General features: G+C 44.6%; 17 protein-coding genes and 1 pseudogene. 11 read left to right on the top strand and 7 right to left on the bottom strand.

Annotated features, from left to right (window positions below; genetic code table 11):
• Positions 1 to 74 precede the first annotated feature (74 nt).
• The 7 genes and pseudogenes from AC0THY_RS14920 to AC0THY_RS14890 all read left to right on the top strand — a co-directional run bounded on the left by AC0THY_RS14920 (position 75) and on the right by AC0THY_RS14890 (position 8,910).
• Complete coding sequence (locus tag AC0THY_RS14920) at positions 75 to 3,302, top strand: PAS domain-containing hybrid sensor histidine kinase/response regulator (protein WP_489991395.1); 3,228 nt, start codon at positions 75 to 77, stop codon at positions 3,300 to 3,302.
• 66 nt (positions 3,303 to 3,368) lie between these two features.
• A complete protein-coding gene (locus tag AC0THY_RS14915; protein WP_489991394.1) occupies positions 3,369 to 6,962 on the top strand; it encodes an EAL domain-containing protein in 3,594 nt (1,197 codons plus the stop codon).
• Positions 6,895 to 7,433: pseudogene (locus tag AC0THY_RS14910) on the top strand (1-phosphofructokinase family hexose kinase). The gene AC0THY_RS14915 and the pseudogene AC0THY_RS14910 overlap by 68 nt, the downstream one beginning before the upstream one ends.
• 261 nt (positions 7,434 to 7,694) lie before the next feature.
• Positions 7,695 to 7,895, top strand: coding sequence for a helix-turn-helix transcriptional regulator (locus tag AC0THY_RS14905; protein ID WP_489991393.1), 201 nt, complete (start codon positions 7,695 to 7,697; stop codon positions 7,893 to 7,895).
• On the top strand, positions 7,895 to 8,347 hold the full coding sequence (locus AC0THY_RS14900; protein WP_489991392.1) for a DUF6773 family protein: 453 nt from the start codon (positions 7,895 to 7,897) through the stop codon (positions 8,345 to 8,347). Before AC0THY_RS14905 ends, AC0THY_RS14900 begins: the two co-directional genes overlap by 1 nt.
• 13 nt (positions 8,348 to 8,360) lie before the next feature.
• Positions 8,361 to 8,696: a putative signal transducing protein gene (locus tag AC0THY_RS14895; protein ID WP_489991391.1), complete on the top strand. Its 336-nt coding sequence runs from the start codon at positions 8,361 to 8,363 to the stop codon at positions 8,694 to 8,696.
• The gene (locus tag AC0THY_RS14890) at positions 8,683 to 8,910 is read left to right on the top strand and encodes a YibE/F family protein (protein WP_489991390.1); all 228 of its coding nucleotides are present in this window, start codon (positions 8,683 to 8,685) and stop codon (positions 8,908 to 8,910) included. Before AC0THY_RS14895 ends, AC0THY_RS14890 begins: the two co-directional genes overlap by 14 nt.
• A 56-nt stretch (positions 8,911 to 8,966) precedes the next feature.
• Here AC0THY_RS14890 and AC0THY_RS14885 read toward each other — a convergent pair whose 3' ends face one another.
• The 7 genes from AC0THY_RS14885 to AC0THY_RS14855 all read right to left on the bottom strand — a co-directional run bounded on the left by AC0THY_RS14885 (position 8,967) and on the right by AC0THY_RS14855 (position 16,342).
• Complete coding sequence (locus AC0THY_RS14885) at positions 8,967 to 9,659, bottom strand: Ig-like domain-containing protein (protein WP_489991389.1); 693 nt, start codon at positions 9,657 to 9,659, stop codon at positions 8,967 to 8,969.
• Positions 9,660 to 9,716: 57 nt separating this feature from the next.
• Positions 9,717 to 10,766 (bottom strand): anti-sigma-I factor RsgI family protein, encoded by a 1,050-nt coding sequence (locus AC0THY_RS14880; RefSeq protein WP_489991388.1) that lies wholly within the window; start codon positions 10,764 to 10,766, stop codon positions 9,717 to 9,719.
• Positions 10,759 to 11,349, bottom strand: a complete 591-nt coding sequence (locus tag AC0THY_RS14875) for an RNA polymerase sigma factor (protein ID WP_489991387.1) — start codon at positions 11,347 to 11,349, stop codon at positions 10,759 to 10,761. The genes AC0THY_RS14880 and AC0THY_RS14875 overlap by 8 nt, the downstream gene beginning before the upstream one ends.
• Positions 11,350 to 11,419: 70 nt before the next feature.
• On the bottom strand, positions 11,420 to 12,226 hold the full coding sequence (locus tag AC0THY_RS14870) for a tyrosine-protein phosphatase (RefSeq protein ID WP_489991386.1): 807 nt from the start codon (positions 12,224 to 12,226) through the stop codon (positions 11,420 to 11,422).
• Positions 12,227 to 12,244: 18 nt separating this feature from the next.
• Complete coding sequence (locus AC0THY_RS14865; protein WP_489991385.1) at positions 12,245 to 13,984, bottom strand: Rqc2 family fibronectin-binding protein; 1,740 nt, start codon at positions 13,982 to 13,984, stop codon at positions 12,245 to 12,247.
• A gap of 298 nt (positions 13,985 to 14,282) precedes the next feature.
• Entirely contained in the window at positions 14,283 to 15,620 is a 1,338-nt protein-coding gene (locus AC0THY_RS14860; protein ID WP_489991384.1) for a GHKL domain-containing protein, read from the bottom strand.
• Complete coding sequence (locus AC0THY_RS14855; protein WP_489991383.1) at positions 15,620 to 16,342, bottom strand: LytR/AlgR family response regulator transcription factor; 723 nt, start codon at positions 16,340 to 16,342, stop codon at positions 15,620 to 15,622. Before AC0THY_RS14855 ends, AC0THY_RS14860 begins: the two co-directional genes overlap by 1 nt.
• Before the next feature lie 188 nt (positions 16,343 to 16,530).
• On the opposite strand from AC0THY_RS14855, the gene AC0THY_RS14850 reads away from it, so the two are divergent.
• The 4 genes from AC0THY_RS14850 to AC0THY_RS14835 all read left to right on the top strand — a co-directional run bounded on the left by AC0THY_RS14850 (position 16,531) and on the right by AC0THY_RS14835 (position 21,152).
• Entirely contained in the window at positions 16,531 to 16,896 is a 366-nt protein-coding gene (locus AC0THY_RS14850; protein WP_489991382.1) for a hypothetical protein, read from the top strand.
• Between the two features lie 56 nt (positions 16,897 to 16,952).
• Positions 16,953 to 17,408 (top strand): hypothetical protein, encoded by a 456-nt coding sequence (locus AC0THY_RS14845; RefSeq protein WP_489991381.1) that lies wholly within the window; start codon positions 16,953 to 16,955, stop codon positions 17,406 to 17,408.
• A gap of 17 nt (positions 17,409 to 17,425) precedes the next feature.
• Positions 17,426 to 20,092 carry a fibronectin type III domain-containing protein gene (locus AC0THY_RS14840; protein ID WP_489991380.1) on the top strand — a complete coding sequence of 889 codons (2,667 nt, stop codon included), beginning with the start codon at positions 17,426 to 17,428 and terminating at the stop codon, positions 20,090 to 20,092.
• Positions 20,093 to 20,273: 181 nt separating this feature from the next.
• Entirely contained in the window at positions 20,274 to 21,152 is an 879-nt protein-coding gene (locus AC0THY_RS14835; RefSeq protein WP_489991379.1) for a YicC/YloC family endoribonuclease, read from the top strand.
• Positions 21,153 to 21,158: the final 6 nt, after the last annotated feature.

The following is a 21,158-nucleotide window of genomic DNA, read 5'->3' as shown; positions in this document are numbered from 1 at the left end:
AATATAATATGAACAAGCCGTATGAATTCCGGTGTTTCTAAATAGTCAGGGTCATTGGCTTAGGAGGTATAAAGATGACGGACGAATATGGAATAGAGGCTGCAGGCCACAAATGTAAACAAATAGAAAGCGGTTATGAATATAACACTCTGATGCGCCTTTTAGGCGTCAGCGTGAGCAAACATTTGTTGGATAAACATTTCACCTGTATCTGGGCAAATGATTATTTTTATGACTTGATTGGCTATTCAAAGGCTGAATTTGAGGAGCTTTTTCATAACCGGCCGGATGAATATTTTCACAATAATACAAGTAGCCTCCGGAAGCTTGTGAGATCCGTCAGAGAATCTTTGGATAAAGGGGAAAAAGGAAACACGGTTTATCTGCCGTTGATTCGACCGAATGGGGAATCCTTTTGGGTCAAGCTTCAGGCAGCCTTTACAGAAGAATATAGCAGCGGTTATCAGATTGCATACACTACCCTGACGGATGTAACCCAGATGGTGGAGTCACGCAGAGAGCAGGAACAGGCGCGTTTGGAACAGGAGAAAACCCGTCAGGACCTGGAGCAGATCATACACGAACAGGAGATGCTAATGAGTATCCTGAAAGTCAGTGTGAGCAAGCATATCTTTGATGAACATTTCACCTGTGTCTGGGCCAATGAATATTACTATAAGCTGATTGGCTATCCCAAGGAGAGGTATGAAGCCCTTTTTCATAACCATCCTGACGAGTATTACGGGAACAACCCAGAGGGATGGGAGATGCTTACAAAAACGGTCTCCAGAGTACTGGAGGAGGGAGGCAACCAGTATGATATAATCGCGCCCATGAAGTATGAAGATGGATCGAGCTTTTGGGTCAAGCTGTCGAGCTACTTTACAGACGAATATATCGATGGATACCGCAGCACTTACACTGTCATGACGGATGTGACAGAGCTGGTTCAGATGAAAAACGAACAGGAAATGTTAATGCAGGCCATGAAGGTCAGTGTCAGCCGGCATCTGGTAGACGAACATTTCACTGTAGTCTGGGCTAACGAGTTTTATTACCAGCTCATAGGATATACCAAATCAGACTATGAAGCGCAGTTTCATAACCACTGTGACGAGTACTTCAAGGGGAGGGAAGGGAGCTGGGAAAAAATACATGAAAAGATTCAGGAGATGTATGGGGCAGGTGAAAAAAGTTATGAACTATTTTTGCCTCTTAAAATTCCGGACGGTTCCACACGCTGGGTAAAAATGGTGGGGTTTTTCACAGAGGAGTACCAGGATGGAAGGCAGCTGGCTTATACCACTATGGTGGATGTCACTGATTTGATGCAGATTCAGCAGGAAAAAGCGGTAGCCTATGAAAATATACCGGGTTTTATAGTCAAACACCGCATATTGCCTGACCGAATTGTTATGGTAGATGCCAGCGAACGGATCAATGATATGTTTGATTTGGATATGAGCCGCCTGGAGACCTTTGATGTATACGCCTGGCTGCAGCCGGAAAGCCGTGCCATAATCGAAGCCAGCCATTCCCGGCTCCGCAGGGGGGAACCTTTTGACGAAACCATATGTTTGAAAGATAAATACCATAAAGAACGATGGTTCCGGATTCATAGCACCTGCATTGATTTTATAGCTTCCGACCCGGTTTATCTGACCGTCTTTATTGATGTTACAGATATCACCGAGCTGCGTGAACTCAAGAGGGAACTGGAAGAGCGCACAGACATGCTCAATACGGCTCTGAAGGCAGCTGAACGCGCAAACCGCGCGAAGTCAGACTTTCTCTCCCGAATGAGCCACGATATCCGTACACCAATGAATGCGATTTTGGGAATGACTGCCATTGCTTCGTCTCACGTTCATGATCCGGAGAGAATCAGGGATTGCCTGGATAAGATTACAGTCTCCTCTAAGCTGTTGCTGAGTCTCATTAATGAAGTGCTGGACATGTCAAAAATCGAGAGCGGACGTCTTGTTCTGGCGGAGGAAGAGGTGAATCTGGGGGAACTTGTACAGGGAGTGGTTACCATGGTGCAGCCTGAGATAAACCACAAGGATTTAGTATTTAAGACCTATGTAAACAGTGTTGCCCATGAAATCGTTATTAGCGATATGCAGCGGCTTCAGCAGATTCTGCTGAACCTTCTGTCAAACGCGGTAAAGTATACGCCCAAAGGTGGAAAGATCCGGCTGGAGATCAATGAAAGGCCCTCTGAACAGCCGCACAAGGCCTTCTATCAGTTTGTGATATCCGACACCGGAATCGGTATGAAGCCAGATTTTTTAAACAGGGTGTTTGACCCCTTTGAGCGGGCTGAGGATACTAGAATCCAATCCGTGCAGGGCACAGGTTTGGGCCTGTCTATCTGCAGGAGTATCGCTGAATTGATGGGCGGCACGATTGAGGTGAACAGCACCTATGAGGTGGGAAGCAGGTTCACAGTTACGGTCTGTCTGCAGATTCAGGAGGAGCCATTGGATGAGAGCACTTTCGCCGGGCTCAGGATTTTAATTGCGGATGACGATGAGACTGTCTGTCAAAGTACTTGCGAGAGGCTAAAAGAGCTGGGCATAGCGGCAGAGTGGGTGACCAATGGAAGGGCAGCCATAGAAAAAATAGAACAGGCGCAGGCAAATGGGGCAGAATACTTTACAGCTATTTTGGACTATAAAATGCCTGGAATGGACGGAATTGAGACTGCCAGGAGAATTCGGGAGAAGGCGGGGGCGGAGTTTCCTATTATTATAATTTCAGCTTATGATTTATCAGAGCAGATGGATGTAGCCAGACTGGCGGGGGCAAATGGGTTTATCACGAAGCCGCTTTTTGGCTCCAGGCTGGTATTTAAGCTGAAGCAGCTCATGGACGGTAAAAGCAAAATGCTGGAGCCGTTGCCGCTGCTCGCTGGGTCCTATGAGGACAAGCGTATTCTTTTAGTGGAGGATAATGAGTTGAACCGTGAAATTGCGGTGGAACTTTTGTCAAGTACCGGAGCTGCGGTGGATACGGCACAAAACGGTAAGGAAGCGGTAGCAATGGTGGAAAATGCCCTGCCAGGTACTTATCATTTGGTCTTTATGGATATGCAGATGCCGGTCATGGACGGATGCACTGCGGCCAAAGAAATCCGAAAGCTTTCGCGGGAAGATGTAAAAAGTCTCCCGATCATAGCAATGACAGCCAACGCCTTTGCGGATGACAGGAAAAGGACAAGAGAGGCGGGTATGAATGGTCATTTGGCAAAGCCCGTAGACATGGAACAGTTGGGGCAGATTCTGCGAAAATGGCTGTAAGCAGAAAGGCACAAAATACACAATGATGACTAGTATTATATGATGAAGATGGATGAAATATAAAATATGGATGAATTTACAAAGGGATTAGATGGACTAAATGAATTAATCTACCTGTCCGACATTCATACCTACGAATTGCTCTATATCAATGAATGCGGAATGCACCAGTTTGGGCTGGAAAACAGGGAAGGGATAGCAAAACGAAAATGCTATGAGGTACTGCAGAACAAAAAATCCCCGTGCAGCTTCTGCACAAACCATCTGCTGAGCAGGGATAAATATTATGAATGGGAAACCCACAATGAGGTGACAGGGCGCCAATACCTTCTGAAGGATAGGCTGGTGGAATACGGTGGACAAGAAGTGCGCATGGAAATCGCTTTGGATATCACCAGGGTGGCAAATCAGGAGCAGCAGATCCAAACCATGTTTGAAAACGAAAAGGTGGCTATGGACTGTGCCCGAAAGATGCAGGAATCGGAAGATGAGGAAGAAACCATCAATATGGTGCTGGCAGAACTTGGTCAGCGCTTGAGGGGAGACAGGACCTATATATTTGAAATATGTGGAAAGAAGATGTCCAATACCTATGAATGGTGTGCTCCCGGGATTCCATCGGAGCTGCGGGAGCTTCAATCTATACCCACAGTTATCTGTCACCACTGGATTGCAGGTTTTCTGCAGGCAAAGCCATATGTACTCAAAGATTTGGAGACGCATAAGGACACCGAGCCTGAGGAATATAACCGGCTTAAGAGGCAGGGGATACATGCCTTGATTGCAGTGCCTCTGTTTGAACAGGGAGTTTTATCCGGTTTTTTGGGTATTGACAATCCACCACTGGAAAACGGAGGAAATATTACCGAGATCCTGCAGCTGATTGCCTATTTTATACAAAGTGCATTGACACGCAAAAAAGCAACTGAGAAATTGCGTAAGATGACCTATACGGATGAAATGACAGGAGTGAAAAACAGGAACGCGTTTATTCATAAAATTGAACAGCTCAATGCCAGAATACACTCCGGTGAGTCAGGGCTGGTTGATGTGGGGTTTGGAATAATTTTTGCGGATGTAAACGGTTTGAAGGAGCTGAATGACACGGTAGGACATTCAGCAGGTGATCAGCTTTTACGCGACGCGGCAGGAAAAATTTCAAAGGTGTTTCCCCCTGCTGATGTTTACCGGACAGGCGGGGATGAATTTGTCGTTTTATGTAATGACATTCGGGAGGAAATATTTCGGAAACAAGCTGAAAAATTGAGGCATAGTCTGCAGGGGGATGAAAGACATGCAAACACTGCCTCTATAGGTGTAAGCTGGTCCGGTCAGGCGGTCTATCTTGAGGAGATCATCAATGAGGCGGAAGCTGACATGTATGAGGAGAAACGGCAGTATTACGTTGAAAACTGCTGCAGGGATCGGCGAAAACGCATTTCTGAGGGTGAGTCTGATACATATACAACTCTTCTTTTAAATGACGTTGATGTAGTTGCAATGGCATCGGAGCTTCTCCATACAATACTTGAGAACTGGGACGATGAAAAGATAGCGTACCTTTTGGATAATACTTTTACCTTATTTGAAGAGGAACACCAGGTGATTTATCAGAGGGAGGAAGCAGTAGCGTACCTGAAAAGACAACAGGAAAAGAATAAAGGATTGTTGATTAGGGATATGCAGTTTGTGCGCAAGCGTGTGATTCGCGGTATCAGTATCATTAGCTGTTATGGATGGCTGGATTGGAAAGAAGAGTTGAAAACGTGCAGCATTCCAATGGAAATGACTTTGGTATGCATACAAAAATTAGGGCGGGGCAAGTGCCTGTATATGCACAGCACCAATATTTATTACCGGAGCCAATACGAGAAAACCCTCTACCAGGTGAGAAATGACACCCTGTTGAATATGATAACGCGTTCAAAAGAGAGGAGATCTGCCCTTGATTTATCTGAAAATCGGAATGAGTGGGCAGCTCTTTTTCGAATACTGTCAGACTCATTTGTATTAATCGCAAACGATTATTCCAATATTTATTTTGTAGACATCCAGAAGGATTCCTATGTGGCTCTGAAGACAGAGGGGAAGTTCCGGTCTCTGGTGGGTGTGGCCGGCAATTATACAGGGATTAACCGGGATTATGCGGAGCGTTATATGGATGAGAAAAATAAAACACAGTATCTTAAATTTACCAGCAGAAAGAATCTGTTGGATAATCTTGAAGATGGCAAACACTTTATACAAATGTCTTTTTCTGTTGCAAAGGATACGGAAGACGCGGGGAGAACGGTGGAGATTAATATATGGCTTGGCATCCTGGAGCAGAATGTGGTGAGCGTGTTTGCTTTTCATAATATCACGGATTCCACTGCTATAGTGCCGGTTAGTGATAATGACATACTGACTGGTCTGTTAAGTTACGAAAAATTCAGGGAAATTGGTCAAAAAATCGTAGATAAGGATGGAGGTGGCTGGGCCATCATATCCATTGATATCCAAAATTTCAAATATATAAATGAAATTTTGGGATATCAGGAGGGGGACAACATATTAAAAGCATTGTCGGAAAAACTGCCGCTCTTGAATGAGAAACAAAAGACTCACCACACAAGAGTGACAGCGGATGTCTTTTTGTCATTGGTACCCTGGAAGAAATCTCCTGAGGAATTAACTCAGAGTATAAAGGATATAACGGAACAATTTTGTGCGGAACAGAAGGCTAAAATTGAAAATATTAAGATTGTACTGCGTGCAGGGGTTTATTTTCTGGATCGCTCATGTGCGAAGATTGACACGGCTATTGACCGTGCGAATATAACACGCAAATACATTGATCAAAGCATCCAAAATGAGATCTGTATATATGGACACGAGATTACACGGAAAAGCACGATGAAAAGCCGGATTATTGCCACAATGGACAACGCGTTAAAAGATCACGCCTTTCAGGTGTGGCTTCAGCCCAAAGTAGAACTGACGGGGAATAAGCTTTGTGGAGCTGAAGCGTTGGTACGGTGGAGGCAGGAAGATAACTCCTATATTTATCCAGACGAATTTATTCCTGTGTTTGAGGGCAATGGGTTTATTACGGCATTAGACTTTTTTATATTGGATACCGTTTGTGCTAAGCTTGCGGAGCAAAAAAGTAAGGGACTGTCCAGCGCAGTCAGAATCAGTATTAACCTCTCAGCTGTGGATGTGGTTCGCGAGGGGATTGAGGATGCATTGACTGAGATCGCGGACCGTTATCAAGTTAAACATTCTTCTCTGGAATTTGAATTGACAGAGACTGCATATTTTAATAATTCGAATGTGGCAGCCAAGGTAATGGAGCGATTGAGGAAAGAAGGATTCTATACCTCGGTAGATGACTTTGGAAGCGGCTACAGTGTTATGAATTTAATGATCAATATGCCAGCAAGCGTGGTAAAGATCGACCGTGTCTTCATGCTGGATTGCCTAAAAACAGAGAGAGGACGTTCATTTTTAGAAAAACTGATAGGGATGATCCATGAACTGGGATGCCGTGCCCTGTGCGAAGGAATAGAGACAAGAGAGCAGTGTCGGCTGCTGGCAGAGATGGGATGCGATGAAGGACAGGGATATTATTTCGCGAGACCTATGCCAATGGAAACATTTTTTGAAAAATATAAGTAAATACCAAACAAAGAAAGGGAAAAGGGGGATACTGGATACCAGCGGGATTCCATTGGAAAAGGGATTGGTAGCAGGTCCTGCGATAATCAAGCCCAATATAGATGAACTGGAAACGCTGCTCGGAGCCTCTTTATCAAAACTGGAGGATATTATTGCCGGAGCTATTAAACTGCGGGACAGAGGGCCGGAAGCAGTAGTGGTTTCTCTCGGAAGTAAAGGGCTGTTATGGTCACAGAAGAGGGCGTTTATCTTGGCCAGCCCCCGCTTATCTCAGCGGTGAACACCGTGGGCTGCGGGGACTTCATGACAGCGGCCTTAGCGGTGGGACTTTACAGGGATTATGGCATACAGGAGATACTGCGCTATGGAGTGGCGGTTTCAGCAGCCAATGCCATGAGCCTTCAGACCAGGCATTTCCGGCAGGAGGATTTAAACTATATTTGTGCATTAATCGTGTGCTGTTTTTTATAAGCGCACAAGCTTGCGCGTCAGGCAAATGAGACGGGGGAAACGGTGTGGCGGAAATGTTATCCGTGGAAAAGTCAAAATTGGACTCTTCCATGGATAATTTTTTTATATCTTTAATTTATAAGATTTTTAATGAAATATATATTGTGTAAATGCAATATATATTTGACATTCGTTAGGGCCGAGAGTATACTTTAGACATAGAGGAACATGGGCTTAAGATATAAGCAGGGGAGTCGCAAAAGAGAGACGAGGAGGAGGGATATGAAGAATCTGAAAATGAAGATGGCGCGCATGGAAAAGGGTATCTCACAGACAGAGCTGGCGAACCGGGTGGGAGTGGCGAGGCAGACCATCGGAATGATTGAGGCGGGTGCTTACAATCCCACATTAAGACTTTGTACAGCCATCTGCAGGGAACTTGGCAAAACATTAAATGATCTGTTTTGGGAGGAGGAGAGCTGATGAAGAAAAGTGGACTTGATGAGAGGCAGGAGTGGGTTGCATTTAGAATTGGCACATACAGTTTCTACGTCATGTTTGTAGTTTGCATGATAGTGATTATTGCAGAGTTGATATGGAAAGGAGACTTGGGAAATGTACTTGGTGAAACAATTATTTTTGTTGCCGGTGGTGGGAGTTTTCTGATTGGATGTATCAAAAGTGGAATGTGGACAAAAACAGGATGGAAGATGAGTACACTTCAGAACTTACTGGGAGGCATCATTTTTTCGGGAATATTCACTGCTTTTTATGCAGTGGCTCTCAGCCGTAAACTGAGCGGGAATGTCAACATCACAAAATATGTAATCTTGTTTTTCTTAGGAATATCGGTTCTGTGTTTTGCCTGCCTGGAAATATTGGGAAGACTGGCGCAGAGTAAGAAAGAAAAGCAGGAACGCAAATATTCAGAGTAAAGGAGTGGATCGTATGGATAAAGATAAATTTATAAAAATCACGTCAACACAGAGCAGGGCAGAGGCGGAACAGATTGTACAGATTTTAAAGGAAAACAATATTGCTGCCTACAGCCAGGGGGGAGTCATGAATATTTATATGGGCACTTCTGTCACAGGGGAAGATATTTTCGTTTCAGAGGCAGACCAAGAGGCAGCAAAAAAACTTTTGGAGGAGTTTCAGCCAATAAAGACAAGTGCGGATTTTATGAAAAATCCTTTGACACGAAGGCAAAAGATATTGAACTGGATTGTTTTGGCTGTGGTCATTATAATTCTTCTGTGCTCCATTTTTATTGCCTTTTTCTAAAAACACTTCGATTCTGGCCTATGTGGGAGGATCGATTACCACGTTGATGATTAACTATGCATATGACTTAAGCGCCAATCAACTGCTGAACTCCTACAATATCGGCATAGAAATCATGCAGGGTATTTCCGGAAGTCTGGGGGTTGTTCTCACGGTACCAATCACTGCCTTTCTGGCCTCAATACTGGTTACACACAAAAGACCACGGAGCTAAAAAAGGAGCCTTTGCTCCATAGCCGTTACGGCTATGTGGCAAAGGCTCCTTGGGCCTTAATCGTCAAATTCGTACTGAAATACTTGATTCAGGATATCTTCCACTTCATCCACATAATCTTCAGCAGATTCGGTTTTCCTGTCCAGAGAACGGTAGACAGCACGGGAAATCTTACCGGCATGGTAATCGTCCTCAATATCGTCTTCTATTACATCCAGAGCGTTGCTTACCTTATCCAGCTTATTTTCCCAGGTGTAGTAAAGAACACGGCGTTCCGTAAAGTCTGTGGGGAGCTGAAGGGAGGAGATTTCAGCTTCGTATTTTGCTGCTTTTGCTGCCTGGGCATCTATCTTTTTGGTGTACTTTGATTTTAGATCGGAGGCAGAAGAATTAGTTTTCTTTTTTACCGTAAAAGTACGTGAGGCCGACAGCTTTGTACCTTTGATCCGTACGGTGATTTTAGCCTTTCCTGCTTTTAATGCCTTTATTTTTGTATCATCATCTCTTTTCTCCAAAACCCTCAGAACCTTGGGATTACTGCTGGTCCAGATAATGTTCCTGTCTCTTACCTCTGCCTCATCCGGCAGGATTTCACTGTCTAATTTCAGTTTCTGTCCAACCCGAAGCACACGTTTGGAGTCCTCGATGGAAATAGATTCTGCTTTTGGAGCGGCCGCAGCGGTCATTCCTATAAGTAAGGATACAGCAGTAATACATAATAATGTTGAAAGTCTTTTCTTCGTCTTCATAGCTCATTTTCCTTTCCATTAAATTGAATAATGTGTACGAACACATATTTCGAATTGCTAATCATAGTCATCATCATAGTCGTCATCATCATAGTCATCATCATAGTCGTCGTCACTGTCATAGTCATCACTGTCATGGTAATCGTCGTCATCGTCGTCATGGCTGCTATTATAATCATCATTAAAGCTGTCGTCCCAATCATCGGGATCACCCTTTGAGCCATAGGTATTGCTTTTGGGATTCTGGACTGAACGGGGATTCTCCTTAACCGAAGGAGCATCTGTCGGATTGCCTTTTTTCTGGCTTTCCTGTTCTTCTTCGAGGATTTCTTCCAAATTCTCCATCAGGCTTTCATCGGCTTCATATCCGGCAAAGCCGGATATGTCAATTTTCCGGCTGCGGATGATCTCTGCGATTTCTTCCATGGACATGTGTGCCAGCTCCTCCAGTGAGAGAGAAGCATCCTGCTGCGTCAGTTTCAGGAGGAAGGAGGCCTTTCCCACAGATATGCCGTACTTTTTTGCAATCTCCTGAATATCTTTTGTCTCAGAAATCTGCTGTTCATAGATATCAGCTGAGATATCACTCTGAGATAGCGTTTCCCGGATGTCCAGAACAATGGAATCTTTGATCTGATCCGCCTTTACGGTATCTTTGTTTGAGACAGAGACCAGAATCGTATTTGTGAGTTCTGTGATATATCCGTTTCGAACCATGGAACCGATCAGTGCGTTGACAGCCACATCCAAATCTGTTTTATACAGGTTCATACCAGCCAGGATTGTTTCCCCGTCTGCATTGAGTGGAGTTACATCTAGAACCAAATCTTTTTTATTTACCTTAAGCTCCAGGCTGGGATTGACATCCAGACTGATTACCGTGTCCGTGAGCAGATTGCCTGAGTAATAGATAACTCCTAAGAGGAGAATCAGGCAGGCGGCCAGGACTGCTGCAGTGCGGTACAAAGCCTTGGACCTGGAGGCCGGCTGGGGCAGCCAGTCCTCAGAGGCAGTCTCTGAAAACGGTGCGTTGATGATCTTGGAATATACGTCCGGGGCAATATCCCCTATACCCTTTGCAAGAGTGTCTTCCATTCTTTTATTCATAAGGGGATTCGCCTCCTTCCAGGTGCTTTCTCAGCTTTTTCATACCACGGCTGTACTTAGACAGTACAGTGGAAAGGGGAAGGGATAACAGGGAGGCGATCTCACGATGCTTCATGCCTGTGTTGGCATGGAGAATGATGATCTGCCGCTCCTCATCTGTGAGGATGGAGAAAGCGGCCTCCAGCAGCAGCTTTGTCTCCTTATCCTCAATGGATGAGAAGTCCAGATGGTTCTGCAGATCTTCATATCGATATACAGATATCTGCTGTTCCCTTCGCAATTGCATATAAGCCAGATTTCTGGCAATGGTAAAGATCCATGCCAGCGGCTTTCCCTGGGCCCTGTAGAGATGGGCGCTGGCTCTGATCTTTATGTATGTGTCCTGAAGAACATCCTCGGCATTGTGCTGGTTTTTCAGGATGGAGAGGAGATATCCATACACAGCCTGGTAGGTATGGTAATAGAGGGATTCTAAAGCCTGCATATCTCCACCGGCGATCCGTGGTAGGAGGGTATCATCCAGGGCAGTACATAGATTGGGATGCTTCTTTTGTTCATCCGGAATTACACAAAATAGAATCATTTCTTCCCCTTTCTGCCTATATAATGCATGAGCAGACCATTTTATTGCAGGAAAATGAAAAAAAATAAAATTAATCTAAATAAATTTCTTTTAAATGTTTCTGACGGCTGTGGTCCAGTCCAAAAGCGGTTTCCAAAAATTCAGCGGGAGAGCTGCTCTGGGCGTCTATGATATCAAACAAACTGTCAATATAACTCTCTTTCACACCCAGCAGGCAGTCTGCCAGAGCAAAGGTATCTGTATCAGGCAGTTTGTCGGCCAGTATATTTGCCGCAGCCATTATCTTGTCTTTGAGAAAAACGCCTGTCATGAGATAGTCCTCCACAATCAGTTCCCTGGGGACATCCAAAGCCAGAAGCACCAGGGCAGTTCCCAGACCGGCCCGGTCTTTTCCGGCGCTGCAGTGCCAGAGAGTAGAGCCTTCCGTCTGGTTTTCCAGCAGTTTCAGGAAGGAGCCGTATTGGGATCTGGAAAATTCTGTCTCTGTGATAGAACGGTAGATAGAAGTCATGTATTCTTCCGGTGACTGCCGCCTCTTCGCCAGCTCTGTGAAGAGGCCGGTAAAGAGCTGCCGGTCTTCCTTGGATTCATGGGTAATTCCCATCGTGCTCTCATCCATGATGGGAAGATGACAGAATACAGTATCCGGCAGGGAAATTTCAGGCTTTTCCTGCCGCTCCAGGCCAGTACGGAAATCTACTACCGTCCTGAGTGCGTACTCCTCTTTTAGAATTCTTCGGTCTTCCAGAGTGGTTTCGGAGAGCTCGCTGCTTCGCAAAAGTCTTTTTGGGCGTATTTTATGACCGTCCGTGGTTTCAAACCCTCCCAGATCCCTGGTGTTTACAGCGCCTGAGAGAGGGATTCTCGTTATCTTCATGGTATTTCCTCCTAAAATTCAATTTTCAACCTGACGTATATTTGAAATGTCCGTATCAATTACCATGGAGTAATTGGTGTGATAAATGACAAATCCGGGTTTTCCGCCGTTTGCTTTCTTGACGTGTTTCTTCTGAATGTAATCAATCTCTACCTTTTCCGCCTTACTGTTCCTGGAATAGTGGGCCGCCAGCCTGGCAGCTTCCTCGAAGGTAGAGTCGGGAAGCTCATCTGTGCCGGCCTTTACAATAACGTGGGAGCCGGGAGCGCCCTTGGCGTGGAACCACCAGTCATTGCCGGTAGCGACTTTAAAGGTCAATTCTTCATTTTGAAAGTTATTTTTGCCCACGTACATGTGGTAGCCATCACTGGAGATATAGTGGAAAGGCCTGGAGGTGATTTTGACCTTCTTGCCCGTATATTTGCGCCGGATATAGCCGTACTCGGTCAGCTCTTCCTTGATCTGGACAAGATCCTCCTCTGAGAGCGCGATATCCAGGGCAGTGCTGATGGACTCCAGGTGTTCGATCTCCTCCTTTGTCTCCAGAATCAGTTTATTTAAAGCTTCGTAGGTTCGCTTTAACTTATTGTACTTATCAAAATTCTTCTGGGCATTTTCCTGGGGAGTCATTGTGGAATCCAGAGGAATGGTCACCATCTCATCCGTATAGTAGTTAAGTGCCTCCAGTTTCTTTGCACCAGGAGCCAGATTGTATCCGTAAGTATTGATCAGTTCCCCGTAAACCTTGTACTTGTCCCGTTTCTCCGTATCCTTCAGCTGCTTTAGCTGGAGGTCATATTTTTTGCGGTTCCGCTCCAGGGCAGTGGAGACAATTCGGCGTAAGTCAAAAGAACGCTGCCGGATCCGGGTGATTGTATTTTTTACCGCATAATAGGATTCCAGTACCTCAGAGATGGTAGAAAATTCCTTTGCGGCAAAGTCCGCATACTGGGTCAGGGGGACGGATGAGAAGTCCACAGGCTCATTTCCATCGAAAATAATGCGCGGTGAAAAATTCCCCTCCCTCACATCCTCCATAAGCAGTGAAAAGATGTGAAACAGGTGAGTCTGCTCAAGGGGAGACAGAGTGTTTGCGCTCTGGGAGGATTCAATGGAACTTCTGTGGCAGAGTTCTTCCGCAATCAGGGGACTGATCCCCGTCAGGGAGGTGTAGAGGGCCTTTGCAATGGGCATGGGCTTTGAACATACGAGTTCAGCAAAGGTGTGCTCCGGAATCGTCAGAGGATCTGCCTTTTCCTGGGTAGCAGGGATAAAGTATTCTCTTCCCGGCAGCACCTCCCGCACAGAACTCATCTGGGCAGATACATGTTTTATACTGTCAATAATCATACCCTTATCATCGCAGAAAATGATATTACTGTGTTTTCCCATGATTTCCACAACCAGGTCCTTTTTGCACAAATCGCCCAGCTCGTTCAGATGCTCAATTTCAAAATGAATAATCCGCTCCAGTCCGGGTTGCCAGATCCTGGTGAACCGGCCGCTTCCGATGTGCTTTCGCAGCAGCATGCAGAAGTTGGGGGCAGTCATGGGACTGGTTTTGTTTTTCTCTGTAAAGTAGATGAGCGGCAGGCTTGCCCCGGCAGAGATCAGCAGCCGGTATTGGGTTTTGTTGTTTTTTATGGTCAGCAGCAGCTCGTCATTTTCCGGCTGTGCGATTTTATTGATTTTACCGCCTGTTATGGTATGATTTAATTCCTTCACCATATTTGCGATTACAATTCCGTCTAATGCCATAGTCTTCTCCTTTTTATATAAGTTCTGCAGATAAGTATAGCAGAAAATCCGGGTAATGAAAAGAAATACAAAGGAATCTGTGACCTTTTGGAAGCAGAAATGTTATATTGATAGGAACAGCTATTGCACGAGAGGGGAGAGTATATGAACAAACAAATCTAAGAAGTGCTTTATATTAAATATGAAAAGGAACAATACCTCTACCTGTACTTTTTAGCCAAAGACCAGCAGGAGTGCAGTGCAGAAGCCAGTTTTCAGTCCCAATCTATTTTAAAGAATAAAAATCATCTGGTTATATTTATATAATCTTCAGATACACAGATGCATAGAATACCCCGCTCCTCTGCTCAAAAAGAACCCTTCCGCTGTAGCGGGATGCAATTTCTCGGATGGAGGACGCACCTATCCCAAATCCTTCCCGCTTGGAGGACAGGGGCGTTCCATTTTCGAATATCACGGTCCCCTCGCAGGAGTTATCTACCAGAATCAGGACAGAGGCTTTATCCTGACATTTTATGCAGAGCTTAATATATTTAAAGTCTTTTTTCACCTTCTGGCTGCCTTCTAAAGCATTCTCTAATAGATTGCCCAACAGTACCGTGACATCCGTGTCGGTCAAAGGGCTGCTTTCCGGATAATCTACCTTTGCATCAAATTGAATTTTATCTCTTCGGGCCAAAGCCGCATAATAGCAGATTACGGCATTTAACACATCATTGCGGCTGTAGAGATCCAGGGTGTCTGCAGGTAGTTCACTTTTGTAAATGTCTATGTACTCAGCAAGCCCAGTTTTGTCATCTCGATTGAGATAGGACTGTACAACGGTCAGATGCTGTCGTAAGTCATGGCGGGCCTTTCGCATATCTTCCATGTGTGTGGAAAGCCTGTCATACTGTTTTTTTTGTGCCATCAGACTCATGGCAGCGAACTTCAGGGCTTCTTCCAGGTGCGCCTGATTGCGGGAAACCTGCAGTACTCTAAGGGCAACATAGGACACATAACAGGCGCCCAGAAGCATAAAGTAGCGGGAAGCCAAAAACTGCCATGTAGCATAGGCGTATACGTCATCCGTCACACAGTAAAGCATGCCGAAAAGTGTGGAGAACAATGGGATCTTCCATAAATACCTCCACATTTTTTCGTCATGGATATTCAGTGCATCTGTGACTGTATGATTGAAAAAATGGAACATGAACGGACAGGTAATGAGATAGATCAGAACCCGGGCGATATTGTATACAAGATAAGGGTGGCGTTCCGAAAAATCCCAAAAGAAATAGCTCTCGATAAAGTTGGCATTTCCATATACAAAGAATGACCAGGCCAAAAATAGCAGGTAGGTGAACATGAGTCTTGGGAAACTGTCTTTAATCAGCACAAAGGCAAAAATTAGATTTACCAACATGAAACTGTAGCGCATCAGCGTTGTCCAATGAGCAGCTGATTCATAGCCGGGAAGATTAATATAGTAAAAAACAGTGCTGTTCACTGCAGACACAGTAAACATTAGAATAACAATATACCGAAAAGGAATCCGGAGCTTATCGCAGAACATCCGATATCGTACCAGACCAAAAGGAATAAAGTCCAAAAATGGGAATAGCAGTACCATTAGTGTGTCTATTATGCGAATCATTATAAATAATGCCCCCTTTCCCTATGGAACAGATAGGTATAATACTGACATTCAATTTTGCGTTTCTCCCTCTGCGAAGAGAGCACTTTTTCACCTGTCTCCATAATAAAATCACCTTTATCCATACATCTCACCCGGTCAAGATTTACGATGCAGCATTTATAGCAGGTTAAAAATTGCGGATAGGGCTGCAGCAGGACAGAAAATTTTCCAAAGGAAATTCTATACCGGAGTGTCCCTCTTTTTTCCGTATGTATCTGGACGTAATGACCGTCCTGAGTACACCATAGGATTTCGCGCAAAAGAATTTTGTCCTGACCTATTTGAATATAGCGTGCATTGCGTATTTTCTCCAATCCCGCCAGATTCATTGTATTTTCAAAATCTGAGTAATCATAAGGCTTCACCAGGTAACCACAGGCCCGGACACTATAGCTGTCAATGGCGTGCTCCGTGCTTGTAGTGACAAAAATAATTGCTACAAACTTGTCGCACTCCCGGATTTTACGAGCTGTTTCGATTCCGGAAAGCCCATCCAGATACTGGTCAATAAAAATAATGTCATAGATCTCTGGTGTGAAGTGTGCTAAAAAATCTTCACCACTTGAAAAATCTTGAATAACCGGAGTTTTTCCAGAGTAGTTTTTCAAAAAGTAATGGGTGAGGCAGTCCTTTAGTTCTTCTCTGCATATATCAAGATCGTCAATGACGGCAATTCTCATTTTAGACTCCTCCTTATTCATATTACATAAAAACATTATTTTTTATTATTTTACAAGAAATCAACAATTTTTGCAATGCGATTTGATGCCAAACATTGCAAGTTGTGTCCAAATCATTGTATATATCTTATAAATTCTCTATACTGATAACAAACAGAATATCGGTTATTGCAAGAGAGGGGGAAATTATGTGGCACGTGACTGTTTGTGATTGTGACGAGAGGGAAAGGGAACAGCTCATCAATTATGTCCTACTCTGCTACAGTCAAAAGGGACTGGAGATACAGGCCGAGGGGTGTGCGGATTGGCTGGGGCTTGCCGAAAAGCTGAGACAGCAGAAGCAGGATATCGTGATTGTGGCGCAGGACGGCGTGGAGGGAATGAACACCATTACCAGTGCCAGGCCCCTTTCCGTAAAATTAATTTGGTTTTCTGATCTGGATTTTGGAGTGCAGGCATACCGTCTTTGTGTTAATTATTTTGGAAGAAAGCCGGTTTCATACCAAAAAATGAAGCGCGCTCTGGATCGGTGTATGGAGCCAGAAGAAGGATAACTTTTAGACTGTTCAGCCCGTTGAATGGCTGACACCACTATTAAGGAGGAACAGGTATGGTAAAGAAAAACAGACGGAGATTTAGTATGGGAATGGCAGCAGTATTTTTGATGGCTCTGGTAATGGGCATGACGGCAGATGCAGCCGGAAAAAATATAGGAGAGTATTTTAGGGTACAGATAGCGACAGATATCATAGTTACGCCCACTGGTGATTCCATAAGTACATTTGGTTTCGGGGGAACGATTACGGACTGGGCCCAGTCTGTGTCCGCAGACACTTCTGTGAGCGCAAACCTGTCACGCAGGGAAGGGGTTGGCAATACCGTACCGTATCCGTCCGTAAAATGGTCATGGACGCTTAAAAAGGGCACAGCGGTCCGTAAGGGCTATACAACAAGCGTAAACATACCCAGCCAATTTGCGGGAGGTACTTTGACCTTTGCAGCAGAGGCTGTGGCTGATTCTGACTGGCAAGTATCTACTGTTGAAGCAGTTGCAGAGATACGCTAGGAACAGGAGGGAGCGTTATGGAGAAAATGATTACTTTCAAAAAATGTATATTGGCCGCCTTTTGTATGACGGTATTGCTTGTATATGGAATGAATGTCTGGGCGGCAGAGCCTGATCTGTCCAAAGCTCAGGTGACATTTCCAACAGCTGTGAACGGTAAATTAGAGACGGTTGTATATAATGAATTCGCCTATGGAACCTGGCATATCCCATCTGAACTGGCAGTTGTTACGGTTGATGGGCAGAGGGTTTCGCCGGGAGACTATCTGATTACTCTTAAAGGGAATGAGACAGGAGGTACTCTAAAGAACCCAAAGCTTGCAGGGCTGCTCTATACCTCTGATCCGTTTGGTGAAGACAGTCTCACAGATTTCTTTACCAAGAATCCTCCTGAGTCCGGGAATTGGCCTGAGATCGCGCAGGTGGAATATTGTCCTCTGGACAGTTCCTACTGGACCATTAGCGTGGACGACAGCAACTGCAATTTTGTACAGAGCAGTAACCCCACCCCACAGGTGAGTATTACTAGCCTGGACTGGTCTGTGGAACTGGAGGAGGGAGTAGACTTCCGCCTGGAAAAAGAAAACCAAGGGAATAATTTGTGCGGACGCAAGTCCATTAAGATTTTTGCCCTGCCGGGTTCCCAATATCTTAAACCGCCCACAGGGAACAATAATTATATTACCAGGACTTATATAGATAAATATTCTGATTTGGAGGATTATTATACTTTAGAAGGAATGCCGGATGAAATTCCGTATGAGGATCTGGTTCCCCAATTTTACGATTGGGACATTAATGAAGTTTACTCCAAATATCCCACAGAGCAGGAGCTGTTAGAATTTTTGTCTGGTCAGTCTGGCTATAATCTGTATCTGAAGGAGAAAGACAATTACAAAGAGTTGGGAGGAGCTCTGCCGATCTTAGATTCTTCTGACAATATGGCATTGTGGAGTGGAGCGAATCACTTAAAAATTCAGTATAAGTATAATGGTACGGGCTGGAAGGATTCATTTAACTGGCAGGACTGGCTTGATAGCCATACCACAAATACCATAATGGTAAAGGTCAGCGTCAACACAAAAGGAGAGGACTATTATATCGGGGCATCGGGGACAGGAAGCATTGTTCCCAGATATTTGACAGGCTCTATAATATCCAGCTTCCAGGTGGCTCCCTATTCCCTGTCAGAGACAAACACCGGGGGAACCCACCCTACTTTGGAGAGAGAAAACGGGGTATGGGACTTTGTGTTTGTAAATCCAGTAGAGGGAGAAAAACACAGTAATCCTGGCCTTGGATATAAAAAAACGGAGGGGACGATTGAATCCGTTACTTATAACGGAAAAGCCCGGGAGCCGGCGTTTACTATGGGACTTTACTGCTCTTATGAAGGTCGGCCTGAGGGGTATCCAATGATTATAAAAGAAGGATTCGACAGGGAAGATCCCCTGGTAAAGTCTATTGTTTATAAAGATAATGTGGATGCCGGTAAGGCATCTGTTACAGTAGACTTTCAGAACGCATCTGAAGGATTCTATACCGGCAGCATCACACGCGAATTTGAAATACTGGCAAAGGCGATCAGTGATTCTACAGTTGAGGTGACGGCAAAAGATGCGGTATACACAGGCAGCTCTATTGTTCCAGAGCTAACCGTTATAGATACAGACAGAGGAGAGGTTCTGGTTGAAGGACAGGATTACTCGGTATTAAAAGTATCGGCGTCTGAAAATACAGCAATCGGTACGGGCAAAGTCAGCATTACTGGTCAGGGCAACTATCAGGGAACAAAAGAAGTGGAATTTAAGATCATTCCCAAGTCTTTAAATGATTCCAGCATTGAGATTACAATCCCCGTTGTCAATTATACAGGAAAACCGATACTTCCTGAGATAAAAATCATAGATACTGGTACAGGAAAGATCCTGGAGGTGGGAAAAGACTATAAAGTTGAAACAGCTCCAGGAGCGGACAACATAGAAGCAGGGTATGGAAAGGCTCTGATTACCGGCCTTGGTACCTATGAGGGTACAATAGAAGCAGCGTTTACGATAGTGAAGAAAGAGGAGCCTGACACAGAGAAACCGAAAGAGCCAGAAAAACCGGGCGGCATACAGAAAGAAGAGACGATCATCGCGATTTCCAGAAAAGATAAGTCTCTGAAGCTTCTATGGAAGCAGTATCCAGGATACCGCGGCAATCAGGTCTATATGTCCAACAAAAAGGACGGCACTTATAAAAAGGTGATTACTTCCAGGACCGACCGTAAGACAATAAAAAACCTGAAGCCTGCAACTACCTATTATTTTAAAACACGTGGCTATAAGAAAATCGGAAGCAAAGTAGTATATACACCATTTACAGAGCCTGTAGCAATCAGTACAACAACGGTACAGCCTTCCATCAGTGTAAAATCCAATGAAAGAAAAACAGCGATTATAAAGTGGAAACGTGATAAGAAGGCACAGGGATATCAGATCTGGATCAAAAACTCATCCGATGGTAAATACGAGATTTATAAGAGGATAGATAAAGTTCCGAAAAGATCCTGGCTGACAGTAAAAGCAAAAGGTCTGAAAAGAGGAAGCAGGCAAGTATTCAAAGTTCGGTCATACAGGATGGTATTTGGAAAACGGATATACAGCAAATTCAGCAGAAGTATTGCAGTACGTGTAAAGTAAAAGGCAGGTAAGATTAGATTTTAATGAGTAAAACACACCTTCGGACCGGAAACGATTTGGGACGACAGGTGTGTTTTATTAAGTTACTGAAAATTTGATTGACTAAGATTTTGATCTGCACTATAATATTTTTAATGTGGCATAGTTTGCCGCAAAATTATAGGAAATGAGCGAGCAGCACATGATTAAGAGTATGACAGGCTTTGGCAGGTGTGAAAACCACCAGGGTGACAGAAAGTTTACCGTGGAGATGAAGTCGGTAAACCACAGATACTTTGATGTAAATATTAAGATGCCAAAAAAGCTGGGCTTTTTTGAATCCGCTATCCGCAGTCTGCTGAAAAACTATGTCCAGAGGGGCAAGGTGGACCTTTTCATTACTTATGAGGACTACACGCAGAGCAATGTGTCATTAAAATACAACGAAAGCATTGCTGCGGAGTATGTGAAATACTATGAGCTGATGGCAGCGACCTTTGGCCTGGAAAATGACGTAAAGGTGTCCACTCTTGGACGCAGTCCTGAGGTGTTCACCATGGAGGAACAGACCACGGATGAGAAGGAAGTCTGGGCCGTGCTTGAGAAAGCCCTGGTGGGAGCCAGTGAGCAGTTTGTAGAGTCCAGAGTGCGGGAGGGGGAGGCCTTAAAGGCAGACCTCTTTGAGAAGCTGGACAAAATGCTCAGGGATGTGGAGCATATTGAACAGCGTTATCCCCAGGTGATGGCCGTCTACAGGCAGAAGCTGGAGGAGAAGGTGCGGGAGCTTTTGGGGGATACCCAGATGGAGGAGGGGCGTATTGCCACAGAGGTGGTACTCTACTCCGATAAGATCTGCACAGATGAGGAGACCGTGCGTCTGAAAAGCCATATTGAAAGTATGAAGGCGGCCCTTGAGGAGGGCGGCGGTATTGGAAGGAAGCTGGACTTTATTGCCCAGGAGATGAACCGTGAGGCAAATACCATTCTCTCCAAGGCAAATGATCTGGAGACCTCCAATATTGCCATTAATTTAAAAACAGAAATAGAAAAAGTACGGGAACAGATTCAAAATATTGAATAGCAGGAG

The organism is Ruminococcus sp. 8Y-12 (genome assembly GCF_058119865.1).
Note: the sequence above shows the minus strand (reverse complement) of the source record. Positions and strands in the feature narration are given on the sequence as shown.